This window comes from Bacillus sp. JK106 (assembly GCF_053663355.1).
Window position 1 is genome coordinate 188410 of the sequence record NZ_JBSJQC010000002.1, and the last position, 12536, is coordinate 200945.

Sequence of the window (12536 nt, forward strand, 5' to 3'; positions counted from 1 at the left end):
TCTTTTTTTCTATCAAAAAGTGAGGTGAATGCGGTATGCGCATTTTACATACAGCTGACTGGCACCTCGGCAAAACGCTGGAAGGCAGAAGCCGGCTGAGCGAGCAGGCCGAAGTACTGGAAGAGCTGAATACCATTGTCAAGGAAGAAAACATTGATGCGGTCATTATGGCAGGGGATGTATTCGATACGGTCAACCCGCCTGCGCTCGCTGAACAATTGTATTACGAAAGTCTTTCCGCGCTTTCTGACGGCGGAAAACGCCCGGTTGTCGTCATTGCCGGAAACCATGACAATCCCGACAGGCTGGCGGCGGCTTCTCCGTTAACAAATGAGCGCGGTATTCATTTAATCGGCTATCCGCGGACAGAACCCGTCCATATTGAGGTGCCGTCGGCGGACGAGCTGTTAGCCGTAGCCGCGCTGGCATATCCGTCAGAGGCGAGATTAAACGAAGTGCTTTCTGATACGTTTGAGGAAAAGCTTCTTCGCGATCATTACGATGTGAAAATCAGAGAGGCGTTTGCTCACATGTGCGGGCTGTGCCGGAACGATGCCGTGAAAATCGCGGCGAGCCACATTTATGTCGCGGGGGGAAATCAGACCGATTCAGAGCGTCCGATTGAAGTCGGGGGCGCTTACACGGTCGCCGCTGACAGCCTGCCGGCTGATGCGGCTTACGTGGCTCTCGGCCATCTCCACCGTCCGCAAACGATCAAGCGCGCCAAGACGGCTGCCCGTTATTCAGGCTCTCCGCTCGCATACAGCTTTTCGGAAGCCGGTTATGCCAAATCGGTGACGGTGGTAGAAGCGAAGCCCGGCGGAGAAGCGAAGTGGGAAGAGATTTTCCTGTCTTCCGGTAAACCGCTCGTCAAATGGAAAGCGCAGGGGCTGAGCGAGGTTCACGGCTGGCTTGATGAAGGGCGTGACCGGAATGCCTGGATCGATCTTGATATCCATTTGACGGATCAGCTTTCTCTCGAGGAAATTCATCGGCTGAGAAAGGCGCATCCCGGCTTTATCCATATCAGGCCGGTTTTTGAAGAAAAAGAGATCGAAAATGACCGGATTGAAGTGAAACACACATCAATTGAGGATCGATTTAAGAAGTTTTATGAAAAACAAACGGGCGGCGGCGAGCCGGATGAGGAGATGGTCAAGCTGTTTTTAGAGCTTGCGTCAGCAGATGATGAGGAGGATGCGACATGAAGCCGATTCTGTTAACGATAAAAGGGCTCCACAGCTTCAGGGAGGAACAGACCATTGATTTTGCCGGACTGTCAGGAGCCGGGGTGTTCGGGATTTTCGGGCCGACCGGAAGCGGAAAATCGTCGATCCTTGATGCCATGACACTCGCTTTATACGGAAAAGTGGAGCGCGCCGCAAATAATACGCACGGCATCCTGAATCATGCCGAAGATCAGCTCGCCGTCTCATTTACATTCGCGCTTCAATCCGGCCACCGGGTTTCCTACAAGGTCGAGCGCGTTTTTAAGAGAACGGATGAAACGAAAGTAAAAACCGCCCTCTGTCGGCTGATTGAAATCAAAGACGAACAAACGGTGCTGGCCGATAAAGCGAATGAAGTGAACAAAAAGGTAGAGGAGCTTCTTGGCCTGACCATTGACGACTTTACAAGAGCCGTCGTGCTGCCGCAAGGAAAGTTTGCCGAGTTTCTGTCGCTTAAAGGCGCGGAAAGAAGACATATGCTCCAGCGCCTGTTTAATCTGGAACAGTACGGGGACAGGCTTGTCAAAAAATTGCGGCGGCGGGCGCAGGAAGCGGCAGCGAAAAAAAATGAAATGCTGGCCGAACAATCCGGCCTCGGAGACGCAGGAGAAGATGCGCTGAAGCAGGCTGAACAGCAGTTTCACGAAGCGAACGAACGGCTTGAAGCAGCTGAGAAGAAACGGGTCCGGGCAAAAGAGCGTTTTGAAAATCACCAGGAAATTTGGAACTTGCAGACAGAAAGAGATGAATATGAGCGCCGGGAGAAAAAGCTTGAGGAAAGACGCCCGTACATCACGGATTTGACTGAGCGTCTTAAAGAGGCGGAAACAGCTCTCGCCCTTGAGCCGTACGCAGACCGCTGCACCGAAGCCGTCCGCCGGAAGCAGCGAGCCGAACAGGAACACGAACTGGCCAAACGGAAATCAGAGGCGGAAACCGTTTCATTTACCCGGCAAAATGAAGCCTATGAAGCATGGCGGGCCCATAAGGCCGAACAGGAGCCGAAACTTGTCAAGGAAGAAGAGCTGTATCAAAGACTTTCAGCCATTGAACAAAAACTGCTTGAAGCGAAAAAAGAAGCGGAAAAAACAAATGCGGAGCACAGCAAAAAAGAGGAAGAATACGAAGCCGCCTCGAAACAGCTGGCCGCAGTGAAAGACCGCCTGACCCGCGGTCAAAACAGGCAGAATGAGCTGAAAGAAGAGCTGAAAGCAGTTCAAGTGACCGCCGATGAACGGAAAAAATGCCAGACCGCAGCACAGCTGGCGGCAGGCTTTCAGCAGACACAGGAACAAATCACGAAAGAGCGGGCCAATCTGACAACGCAGCTGAAAAACGTGGAGAAGCTCAACGGAGAAAGCGAGTCGCTCACAGCGAAAGCGAAAACGGAAGAGGAAGACATTACGCGCGCTTATCAAACGCTGCAAACCGTTTACCATATGGTCTGTGAAACGGAACGTTCACTGAAAGCCGCAGCCGAACGGGCTGAAAAAACGCAAGCCGATCTCCGCAGGCGCTCAGAGGAAGCGAGAACGGCTGCATTAACAAAAGAATTATCGGAAAAACTGATCGAAGGAAAGCCTTGTCCTGTATGCGGCTCGACGCAGCATGACCGCCCGCGTTCCGCTCATGAAACATTCTCGCCTGATACGGCTGTGCAGGAACATTTGGAGCAGGTGGAAGCGCTGCTTTCTGAGGCGGCGGCTCTTTCTCAGGAAGTGCTGACAGCCAAGGTTGCATTAGAAGAACAGTCGGGACGTTTTACCGAAGAATGTCCGTTTCTGCAAAGCGCCCGGGTTCCGGAGCTGGAAGCCGCTTCTTCCATCAGCGGACGTCCGCTTGATGAAGCGTTCAGCGCCGTCCGCTTGGAATGGAAACAAATGAAACAGGATATGCTGTCGGTAAAAGAGAAGGTCACAAGACTGATCAGCGCGCATCAGCAGACGGTGAAACAAGCTGAGCAGCTTGCCGAACGAATCCGCTACGAGGAAAAAGAAGCCGACCGTCTCAGACATTCATTAGAAGAGCTTGAATCGCTGTCAAAAAGCCGATTGAATCAGTACAACGAAGTCTGCGGTGATATTCCGCCAAACCGGATTGACGCCTGGCAGGCTTCGATAGATGAGAAGGACAGACAGGCAGAAGGATGTGAGAAGCGCATTGAAACAAGCATCGCATTCCTCAAGGAACATGAAGAGGAGAAAGAACGCCTGCAGGAGATGAAGCATCGGCTTGAACGGGAACGGCTCGAGCTTCACTATGCGTCTGAGCGCCTGCAGCAGGTGATTGACGGATATGAACAAGAGCTCGGAACAGCAGCTGAAGAAACATCAATTTCCGCAAAGCTTGAAGCGGTGCGGCAGGAATTACAGCTGTTAAAATCAAAAGAACAGTCCCTATTCGATGCGCTGAAGCAGGCGCAGCAATCGCTGAATGACGCAAAAGGCCGGGAATCAGGGAGTCTCATGTCACTCAGGGATGCTGAGGCCTCTCTTGAGAAAGCGCAAAACGACTGGCGCGTGAGGTCAAAAGACACCGGGTTTACCGAACCGGACCAAGTTAAAAAAAGTCTGCTTCCGCAAGGGCGTGCAGAGGAAATGAAAAAAGAAATTGATGAGTTTCTGGACACCTCCAAACAGCTATCGGCAAATATCAGCCGTGTTACTGATAAATTAGCCGAGCGCCGGATATCGGAGGAAGAATGGACAGCATCCGTTTCTCTGCTGAAGCAGGCAGAGGCTGAGTCAGGCGCCGCCATGGAGGAAAAAGGAGCACAGGCAAAAGCCTACGCGGTTATGCAAAAACAGCATAAGCGCTTTAAAGAGATTGAAGCCGAACTGAAAAGCTGGCAGACACAGATTGACAGGCTTGATAAGCTCCAGTCTGTATGTAAAGGCAATACATTCGTCGAATTTTTAGCGGAAGAACAGCTGGAAAGCGTGGCTCGGGACGCCTCTGCCCGTCTCGGAGCGCTGACAAGGCAGCGGTATGCCATATTAGTCGATTCAGAAGGCGGTTTCGTCATGCGTGATGACGCGAACGGAGGCGTCAAACGGCCCGTATCAAGCCTTTCCGGCGGGGAGACGTTTCTGACATCGCTGTCGCTTGCGCTTGCCTTGTCCGCCCAGATTCAGCTGCGGGGGCAATACCCGCTGCAGTTCTTTTTCTTAGATGAAGGATTCGGGACTCTTGACCAAGGGCTCTTAGACACCGTTGTCACAGCGCTCGAAAAGCTGCAATCGGACAACTTATCCGTCGGAGTGATCAGCCATGTGCAGGAGCTGAGAGCGCGTCTGCCGAAAAAATTAATCGTTCATCCGTCCGAACCGGGCGGGAAAGGCACCCGGGTCACATTGGAGATCATGTAGAAAGGAGAAGGAATTATGGCCGATTCTGCCGAGGGCACATGTGAATTATGCGGCCGCCATCATGTGCGGCTGACGGAGCACCACTTAACGCCTAAGGAAGAAGGCGGGACATTCCTTCCGACCGCAATGCTCTGCATCCCTTGTCATAAACAGATTCACGCGCTCTATACGAATCAGGAGCTTGCGGCAAGGCTCGCGGGAATAGAAGAGCTGCGGCGTGACCCGAAACTCGCGCGGTTTGTGAAATGGATCAGAAAACAGCCGCCGGAAAAGCTTGTAAAAACAAAAAAAGCAAATGAACGAAAATAACGCTGAACCAAAAGCAGCCCTCTTCTGAAAGAGCGGCTGCTTTTTAGGCGTTTCCGACCACATTTTGATCGCTGACATCGGGGTCTATATAGTTTGTCGCATTGACAACGTTGTTTAATAACAGGAAATCTCCGGTATTGCCTGCTCCCGAACCGAGCGCAGATTTAGAAGAGCTTTTTGGAGAAAGGTAAAAGGAATCACCAAAGTTTACGACTCCGCCCGATATGGAATTGATAGCTATAGGTCCGGTAATTGCTGGCATAAACGACACCCTTTATAGAAGTCTCACCGTCATTATATGTCAGAGCTGCTGTGATTGTGAGCTTGGCGTGAAGATCTGCCTAATATGTTTCAGCCGCGAATCTCCCAGAACGATCGACGTCGATCCGATTTGAACCACGGACGCTGACGATACCCCTTGAACTTTCACATTCCTTACTCGAATTGAAGGGTTTTCATGGCAGAATGCGCTTTGGACTCCTGTTTCCGGTAACGGCATGACGGCCGGCTGCCGAAAGATCTGGTATTCTTTTTTGTTAAATGAGCCTTCATCATCTCTGTATACAGCAAGACTACGCTGATCGGCCAATACTTTGATCCGCATATTGATTTCATTCGTATCGCCTGCTTGAAAGACACTCGCAATCCCGACTGAATTGATTTTGGCGTTTCGGAGGCGTGAAATGCGCTTTAACATTATTCCGGCGCCAGCGGCACATAAGGCCCGATAATAAGAGATTCCGGAGGCGTGTCAAAGATGGAGGACAGATAGACGGAATCGGTGTCGCCGATTAATAATAAGGAAGAACTGGATACACCGGTAGACCGGATGTCGCCGACTTCAATATTCCGGTTAATCACTGTAAAAATCATGACGGATCATCACCTTTCATTTCACCAGGTATGTGTTTAATAAAGTGCTCGACGGCCCTGACAATATCACGCTTCACATGTTCGGCAATCTGCTCGGCATATTGCGCGGGCGCCGTATTTTCTTCTTTCGGGACATGGGACAGATAATACTGAATCCGGCTGTCCATCTGCTTTCTGATATCTTCAATAATATGATATTTGTTCGCTTCGTCCAGCCTGCTCTCATACTGAGTTTCGAGCTGCTCTAAAAGCGCGGGGATTTCTTCATTCAGGTACATATCGACGTTTTGACGGATTTGCTGCATTTGCTGGCCCGCCTGTTCCTGCTGCATCATTCCGACCTGCGGAGATGTCTGGCCGACTTCGAAGTTTTGCACGGCATTCGGATCAGTCGGATTCAACCCGATATTCAGCGTTCCTTCCAGCCGTTCAATTTTCAGCTGATCAAATTTATACTCGAGCCGATCGATTCTTGTAGATGGCTGCTGCTTCAGCGTTGAAATTTCATTTTGGAATTCTTTCAGCTGCCGTTCGAGCTCCTGAATCTGCTGCGCCTGCTGCTGGACGAAAGAATTTAAATTCTGCAGGTAGGATGAAACGGATTGATCATACATGACATTCACCTCGCGTCTCGTTTCCTTCATTAAAACTACCGGCTTGGCGGCTGGAGCGGTACAAATGATGAGGTGCCGGGACCTCCCCCTGTTGTTACAGCCTGCTGCCCCGCGGTGACAGGCGGCGCCGGCTCAACATAACTCCCTGTGTTGTACAGATTGGAAAGAGATTTAATTGAACCGGCGCTTCCGATTTGCAGTATGGAGGAATTGCTGACAGATTCTACACGCATGTAATTGATATGGATCGACTGATTGACGTAAAAATTCATACGGCGCCTCCTTTATGCGTTTCCTGCCATCGGCTGATCGATTACATCATTATCGTACACATTCGTTGAATTCCTGTAATTCGTCAGTGTGAGATTGTCTCCGGTATTGAAGCTGCCCGCTCCGGCAAATGTCTTAACCTCTGCTTTTGGAGAAATGGTGATGCAGTCGCCTATATGAACGACTCCGCTCGTACCGACGGCATTAATTTTAAACGCTCCGACAATTGCGGGCATACGAGCACATCCTTTTCGTGAAGATTTTCATGACTGCACTCCAGGAGCTTATCTGGGCTGCCTGCCTAAAATAGCTTATGACAAATGCACATTTTTGTGAGCGGAAAAAACTTTAGACGTAAAAACACCGGCGCTTTACGCATGCCGGGTCTTATACATAAATGATACAGATTTATATACATATCACGTTTATGAGAAAGCCTCTTTTTTTTCGCGGCCGTGCTGAATCTGTGCGGCCGGGTTCGGCCCGCTGTCTTTCGTTTGTTGGATGAGCCCGCCCCGGCACCCGTTTAAAAGGCTGTCCAGCTCCTGGCTGCACCTGATGGTCTCCGTCGCATTGATTCCGAATTTTTGCGCTGTCTCGAATAAAGTTAATCTTTTTTCTTCAATTTTGTTCATCGTGTGATCTCCAATTCTCGATTATTTTGGAAAACATAGGATGATAATAGTATAACCCATTTTGGCCAAGAAGGTTTTATTTCGTCAATATGACTAAAAAAGTGACAATTTTTGATACTCTTTTACACTTATTTTCAGCCTGTTTAAAAGAGGGATTTCCCGCCCGGAGGAAGAATACATAAAGGAATGCCAGATTTAAAAATGATGGGGGATTAACATGAAATTTGCGACAGGGGAACTGAACAGCCGGAAATTTGTCGGTCTGATTATTGATGATAACAAAATTTTAGATCTGCAAAAGGCTGAAAAAAAATTGTTTGAACTTGAGACGATTCCGGGTTCGCTGATCGAGTGCATTCAAAAAGGAGATAAGTTTGTCGCGCATGCCGGACAGCTTGCGGAATGGGCGAAAAAACCGAATGACGAGTCGGGTTCATTTATGTATGCGCTGTCTGACGTAAAGCTTTGCGCGCCTATTCCGAGACCTTCAAAGAACGTGATCTGCATCGGGAAAAATTATCGTGATCATGCCGTTGAAATGGGGAGTGAGGCGGATATACCGGAGCATCCCATGGTTTTTACGAAAGCCCCGGCTGCCGTTACAGGACACGGAGAAACAGTGAAGAGCCACTTGGACGTAACGGAGCAGCTTGATTATGAAGGGGAGCTTGCGGTAATCATATCAAAAAGCGGATCGCACATCTCCAAAGAACATGCGCTTGATCATATATTCGGCTATACAATTGTAAATGATATCACAGCACGCGATCTGCAGAAAAAACATAAACAGTTTTTTATCGGCAAAAGCCTCGATACGACATGCCCGATGGGCCCGGTCATTGTACATAAGTCGGCCGTCAGCGATCCGCAAAGCCTGAAAGTTGAAACGCGGGTGAACGGTGAACTGCGCCAATCAGGATCAACGGGTGACATGATATTTCCGATAGCTGAATTAATCGAGACGCTGTCAAAAGGAATGACGCTTGAAGCCGGTGACATTATAGCGACGGGGACGCCGTCCGGTGTCGGAAAAGGATTTAAGCCGCCGAAATTTTTAAAGCCGGGGGACCGTATTGACATTACAATTGAACCGATCGGCACGCTGTCGAACCAAATCGGATAATTGTGTGTCTTTCGCACGATTGATAATGCTCCGATCGGCTTGTTGTGGTACCATAAGTGAGGCAGATTGATCTGATAGGGGGAATTGAACATAATGACACATTGGCATATTACTTCATGGGTCGTTGCGCTTATCCTGGTGTTTGTCAGCTACGGGCTGTACGGTGCCGGAAAAGCGAAGGGCGCAAAAATTACGCATATGATTCTGCGCTTATTCTACATTATTATTATTCTGACCGGAGCTGAGCTTTTTGTCCGTTTTGCGAATTGGAACGGAGAGTACGCCGGAAAAATGCTGCTCGGCATCATTACCATCGGACTGATGGAAATGCTCGTCATCCGTAAGAAAAAAGGCAAATCAACCGGCGGACTGTGGATCGGTTTTATTATCGTGCTCGTCCTGACGGTGCTGCTCGGCCTTCACTTGCCGATCGGCTTTCACGTATTTTAATCAATCGCTTGAAAAACCCGGATGCATCCGGGTTTTTTAGTTGCGCAACTGTGCCGCTGAATGAGAAATGCCGTGACAGGGGGATGTTGATGAGGCGAAGGAGATGTGCAGGATGCCAAAAGCATCAATCACTCTTGTTGCCGTAAAAGCTACGGCTGTGAAGGGTAAAAGCAAACGCCGTTCGTCAATCAGCGTGAAAAACAAAGCTGGATACATCAGGCAGCACCTATTTAAAAGGTGCCGCCTGTTTGTTACGCGGTGCCGTCTTGTCTTGCCGCTGAATACATAATGGAGCGCCGCCCGTCAGATGCCGTCCATTCAAATCTGTCGTGTTTACCCGAGCTGCCGCGGTGATGCTGCAGGGCGCATTGTGCGTCATCCGCCGAGAAGTGATAAAACGAAACGCCTTCACCGGAAAACAGCGCCTGATTGTAGGAAAATACGCAATCATATACAGACAGGCCGAACCCGTGCAGATGGCTGAGAAACAGCAGAAACGTTTCATCGTCCAGCGAATCGAGCAAGGTTAACAGCGGCCGTTTGACCGCTTTTTCATAACGGATTTCTTCCCCGCCGAGCAGGGGGATGGTGTCTGCGCCGATTTCGGCCGCACCGCCGCAAATCCGTGCCGGCTGCCATCGGCCGTCGTGTTTCATCAATACGGCTGCGTTTCCTAGACTGTCTGCAAGCAGGATATCGCCTTCATCGTTTTCGACGAGGCAGATGCCGTCCTCTATCATCAGTGTGCCGTGCCCCCATTTGTTTTTTTCTGAGAAAAGCTGTTTTCGTTTCATAACCGTGCCGGTCTCCTTTGTTTGTTTCTTCTCTTCCGTTCTTTCCAAATCGGGCTTGTCTCATACAACTCTTAGTGGGACAAATCAACTATCTGAGTTTCTTTGCATAAACTGGGTAAAGTGCTGATAGAAACGAATTTGAAACCGACAGAAACGGGATTGGAGCTGATATCACATGTGTGGAATTGCGGGTTGGGTCGATTTTCAAAAGCAGCTCGTCCAAGAGAAACATATTATGAACAATATGATAGACACTCTTTCAAAACGAGGGCCTGATGATTCAAACGTCTGGGGAGAGCCCCATGTTTTATTCGGACATAAAAGACTTTCGGTCGTTGACATTGAAGGCGGCCGCCAGCCGATGGCCTGCACGCATCAAGAGGAAACGTACACCATCATTTATAATGGCGAGCTGTATAACACGGAGGAATTGCGGAAGGAGCTTCAGGCGAGGGGCCACCGTTTTGAGAGGACCTCTGATACAGAAGTGCTGCTGCACAGCTATATTGAGTGGCGGGAGGAGTGCGTGGACCGCTTGAACGGTATTTTCGCTTTTGCCATCTGGGATGAAAAGCGCAAGCGGCTGTTCGGGGCAAGAGACCGGCTCGGCGTCAAACCGTTTTTTTATAAAGAACACGGCTCTTCCTTTCTGTTTGGATCGGAATTGAAAGCCATCCTTGCTCATCCTGATGTGAAAGCCCGCACAGACAGCGGCGGACTTGCGGAAGTATTCGGACTCGGGCCGTCCAGAACTCCGGGCTGCGGGGTGTTTAAAGGAATTTACGAGGTGCGTCCCGCCCATGCGTTCACTTTCTCAAAGGACGGTTTGTCCATATGGCGTTATTGGAATGTAAAGAGCGAAAAGCATACAGACAGCTTCGATGAAACCGCCGCTCACATTCGGTACTTATTTCAGGATGCAGTGACACGCCAGCTCGTATCTGACGTGCCGGTTTGCACATTTTTATCAGGGGGGCTTGATTCGAGCGCGATAACCGCGATAGCCGCCGCTCATTTTGAGAAACAAGGAAGAGATCCCCTTCATACTTATTCAATTGATTATGAGGAGAACAGCAAATTTTTTAAAGCGAGCGCCTTTCAGCCGAATGATGACGGCCCGTGGATCGATAAAATGACAAATGCATTCGGCACACAGCATCATAAGTGCGTGATTACGCAGGATCAGCTGGTTGAACATCTGGAGGAATCCGTTCTCGTCAGAGACCTGCCGGGCATGGCTGATGTTGATTCATCGCTATTATGGTTCTGCCGGGAAATTAAAAAAGATTTTGTCGTGAGTCTTTCCGGAGAATGCGCGGACGAAATTTTCGGCGGATATCCGTGGTTTCACACCGCGGCAGAAGAAGACGGATTTCCTTGGATGAGGTCGACTGAGGAGAGGGTCACGCTCTTGGATGAAAAGTGGCAAAAACGGCTGAATCTTAGAGAATACGTGAATGCGAGATATGAAGAAACCATTGCGGAAACGCCGCTGTTAGACGGTGAGACGGGAACAGATAAAGCGAGACGGCAGCTGTTCTACTTAAATATGCTTTGGTTTATGACAAATCTGCTCGACCGCAAAGACCGCATGAGCATGGGCGCAAGTCTTGAAGTACGGGTGCCGTTCGCCGACCACAGACTTGTGGAATACGTTTGGAATATTCCTTGGGAAATGAAAATGCATGGCAGCCGGGAAAAAGGCATTTTGCGGAAAGCGCTTGAAGGACTGCTTCCTGAAGATATTTTGTACCGCAAAAAAAGCCCTTATCCGAAAACGCATCACCCGAAATACACGCAGGGGGTCACAGAATGGCTGAAAACGATTTTGCAACAGAAAGATTCCGTGCTTCACACCCTGCTTGACAGAAAGAAGCTGGAAATGCTGCTGGAGACAGAAGGTTCATCTTTTCAGGTGCCGTGGTTCGGCCAACTGATGAAAGGCCCGCAGCTGATCGCCCATCTTGCCCAGATCCATACATGGTTTGAGGCGTACCGTATCGATATAGAAGAATAACAGTGCCGCGACCGGTTTCCGCTGAAGGATATCGGTCTTTTTATTGTGAAACATATGGTACACTAAAAAACAGAGGAGTGATACCATGACCGAATATGAAACATGCGCCCAGCTTGCCGAGGCGCACTTTCCTTTATATAAACGGACTTTCTCATCCCTGCCGCCAAAAAACAGGCGGGCCGCATGGGTGGTGCTTGCTTTGTTTCACGAAGCTGATCGGCTTGATGTGCAGGAACTTGGAGGATTTGAACAGGCGGCACAAGACTTTCTGAACGGGGCACGCGCCGACGGCTTTTTGTGGGAGGCGCTCACCGATGTGCGGCAGCAATTTGCGCTTGAAGAAGAGCCGTTGCGTGAGTTTATCGCCGGCCACATCTCTGACAGAGAAAAAGTAACGTATCAAGAGTTTGATGACCTGCTGATGTACGCGGGCCAAACAGGCGGAGCCCTCGGCCTGCTTCTGCTGCCGGTTTGCGCGCGCCGGAACCAAGAGAAACTCCGCCATGCAGCCGTTTCATTAGGAGCAGCCATTCAGCTGACCCGGGTGCTTCTGGGGGTCCATACGGATGAGCGGGCGAAAAAGCGTCTCCCGCGCCAGGTGATGAAGCAATTCGGCTATACGGAAGAAGAGCTGGAGAGCCATACCGTCAACAAAGCTTTTATGAATGTATGGGAGTACATCGCATTTGAGGCCGAGGCGTATTTCGAGGAGGCGTCTGAAGAGCTGGAGCTGTTTCCGTTATACTCAAGGCCTGCCGTTACCGGTTTGCTGGCACATTACCGGTCAGAGCTCGGTGACATGAGAAAACGGCTTTCGCAAGCATAAAAAAACGCCCGGCTTCTTAACGAAGCTC

General features: G+C 49.9%; 16 protein-coding genes. 7 read left to right on the forward strand and 9 right to left on the reverse strand.

Features of this window, described 5'->3' with window-relative positions; all coding sequences use genetic code 11:
- The first annotated feature begins 35 nt into the window (after positions 1-35).
- The 3 genes from sbcD to ACWJJS_RS06470 are packed head-to-tail and all read left to right on the forward strand — an operon-like array spanning position 36 to position 4906.
- On the forward strand, positions 36-1208 hold the full coding sequence (gene sbcD, locus ACWJJS_RS06460; protein WP_454023421.1) for an exonuclease subunit SbcD: 1173 nt from the start codon (positions 36-38) through the stop codon (positions 1206-1208).
- The gene (sbcC, locus tag ACWJJS_RS06465; RefSeq protein WP_454023422.1) at positions 1205-4597 is read left to right on the forward strand and encodes an exonuclease subunit SbcC; all 3393 of its coding nucleotides are present in this window, start codon (positions 1205-1207) and stop codon (positions 4595-4597) included. The genes sbcD and sbcC overlap by 4 nt, the downstream gene beginning before the upstream one ends.
- Before the next feature lie 15 nt (positions 4598-4612).
- Positions 4613-4906 carry a hypothetical protein gene (locus ACWJJS_RS06470; protein WP_070081602.1) on the forward strand — a complete coding sequence of 98 codons (294 nt, stop codon included), beginning with the start codon at positions 4613-4615 and terminating at the stop codon, positions 4904-4906.
- A 43-nt stretch (positions 4907-4949) separates the two neighbouring features.
- Here the strand turns inward: ACWJJS_RS06470 and ACWJJS_RS06475 are convergent, their stop codons facing one another.
- The 7 genes from ACWJJS_RS06475 to ACWJJS_RS06505 all read right to left on the reverse strand — a co-directional run bounded on the left by ACWJJS_RS06475 (position 4950) and on the right by ACWJJS_RS06505 (position 7298).
- The gene (locus ACWJJS_RS06475; protein WP_003155143.1) at positions 4950-5168 is read right to left on the reverse strand and encodes a spore germination protein; all 219 of its coding nucleotides are present in this window, start codon (positions 5166-5168) and stop codon (positions 4950-4952) included.
- A 39-nt stretch (positions 5169-5207) separates the two neighbouring features.
- Positions 5208-5603 (reverse strand): spore germination protein GerPE, encoded by a 396-nt coding sequence (locus tag ACWJJS_RS06480; protein WP_070081603.1) that lies wholly within the window; start codon positions 5601-5603, stop codon positions 5208-5210.
- Positions 5603-5779 carry a hypothetical protein gene (locus tag ACWJJS_RS06485; protein ID WP_003155141.1) on the reverse strand — a complete coding sequence of 59 codons (177 nt, stop codon included), beginning with the start codon at positions 5777-5779 and terminating at the stop codon, positions 5603-5605. Before ACWJJS_RS06485 ends, ACWJJS_RS06480 begins: the two co-directional genes overlap by 1 nt.
- The gene (gerPC, locus tag ACWJJS_RS06490; RefSeq protein ID WP_031378472.1) at positions 5776-6393 is read right to left on the reverse strand and encodes a spore germination protein GerPC; all 618 of its coding nucleotides are present in this window, start codon (positions 6391-6393) and stop codon (positions 5776-5778) included. Before gerPC ends, ACWJJS_RS06485 begins: the two co-directional genes overlap by 4 nt.
- 35 nt (positions 6394-6428) lie before the next feature.
- Positions 6429-6665 carry a spore germination protein GerPB gene (locus ACWJJS_RS06495; RefSeq protein ID WP_003155138.1) on the reverse strand — a complete coding sequence of 79 codons (237 nt, stop codon included), beginning with the start codon at positions 6663-6665 and terminating at the stop codon, positions 6429-6431.
- Positions 6666-6677: 12 nt separating this feature from the next.
- Positions 6678-6899: a spore germination protein gene (locus ACWJJS_RS06500; protein ID WP_003155135.1), complete on the reverse strand. Its 222-nt coding sequence runs from the start codon at positions 6897-6899 to the stop codon at positions 6678-6680.
- A 189-nt stretch (positions 6900-7088) separates the two neighbouring features.
- The gene (locus tag ACWJJS_RS06505) at positions 7089-7298 is read right to left on the reverse strand and encodes an aspartyl-phosphate phosphatase Spo0E family protein (protein ID WP_025649564.1); all 210 of its coding nucleotides are present in this window, start codon (positions 7296-7298) and stop codon (positions 7089-7091) included.
- A gap of 217 nt (positions 7299-7515) precedes the next feature.
- On the opposite strand from ACWJJS_RS06505, the gene ACWJJS_RS06510 reads away from it, so the two are divergent.
- A complete protein-coding gene (locus ACWJJS_RS06510) occupies positions 7516-8421 on the forward strand; it encodes a fumarylacetoacetate hydrolase family protein (protein WP_454022357.1) in 906 nt (301 codons plus the stop codon).
- Positions 8422-8514: 93 nt separating this feature from the next.
- A complete protein-coding gene (locus ACWJJS_RS06515) occupies positions 8515-8871 on the forward strand; it encodes a YisL family protein (protein ID WP_003155128.1) in 357 nt (118 codons plus the stop codon).
- 36 nt (positions 8872-8907) lie between these two features.
- On the opposite strand, the gene ACWJJS_RS06520 is transcribed toward ACWJJS_RS06515, so the two are convergent.
- Together ACWJJS_RS06520 and ACWJJS_RS06525 are read right to left on the reverse strand one after the other, a co-directional pair.
- A complete protein-coding gene (locus ACWJJS_RS06520; protein WP_229873590.1) occupies positions 8908-9087 on the reverse strand; it encodes a hypothetical protein in 180 nt (59 codons plus the stop codon).
- Between the two features lie 35 nt (positions 9088-9122).
- Positions 9123-9665: a DUF2777 family protein gene (locus ACWJJS_RS06525; protein WP_454023548.1), complete on the reverse strand. Its 543-nt coding sequence runs from the start codon at positions 9663-9665 to the stop codon at positions 9123-9125.
- Positions 9666-9840: 175 nt separating this feature from the next.
- Here ACWJJS_RS06525 and asnB point away from each other — a divergent pair, with 175 nt between their 5' ends.
- Positions 9841-11682 (forward strand): asparagine synthase (glutamine-hydrolyzing), encoded by a 1842-nt coding sequence (gene asnB / locus ACWJJS_RS06530; RefSeq protein WP_165408886.1) that lies wholly within the window; start codon positions 9841-9843, stop codon positions 11680-11682.
- 85 nt (positions 11683-11767) lie between these two features.
- On the forward strand, positions 11768-12508 hold the full coding sequence (locus ACWJJS_RS06535; RefSeq protein ID WP_173612630.1) for a squalene/phytoene synthase family protein: 741 nt from the start codon (positions 11768-11770) through the stop codon (positions 12506-12508).
- The last annotated feature ends 28 nt before the right edge of the window (positions 12509-12536 follow it).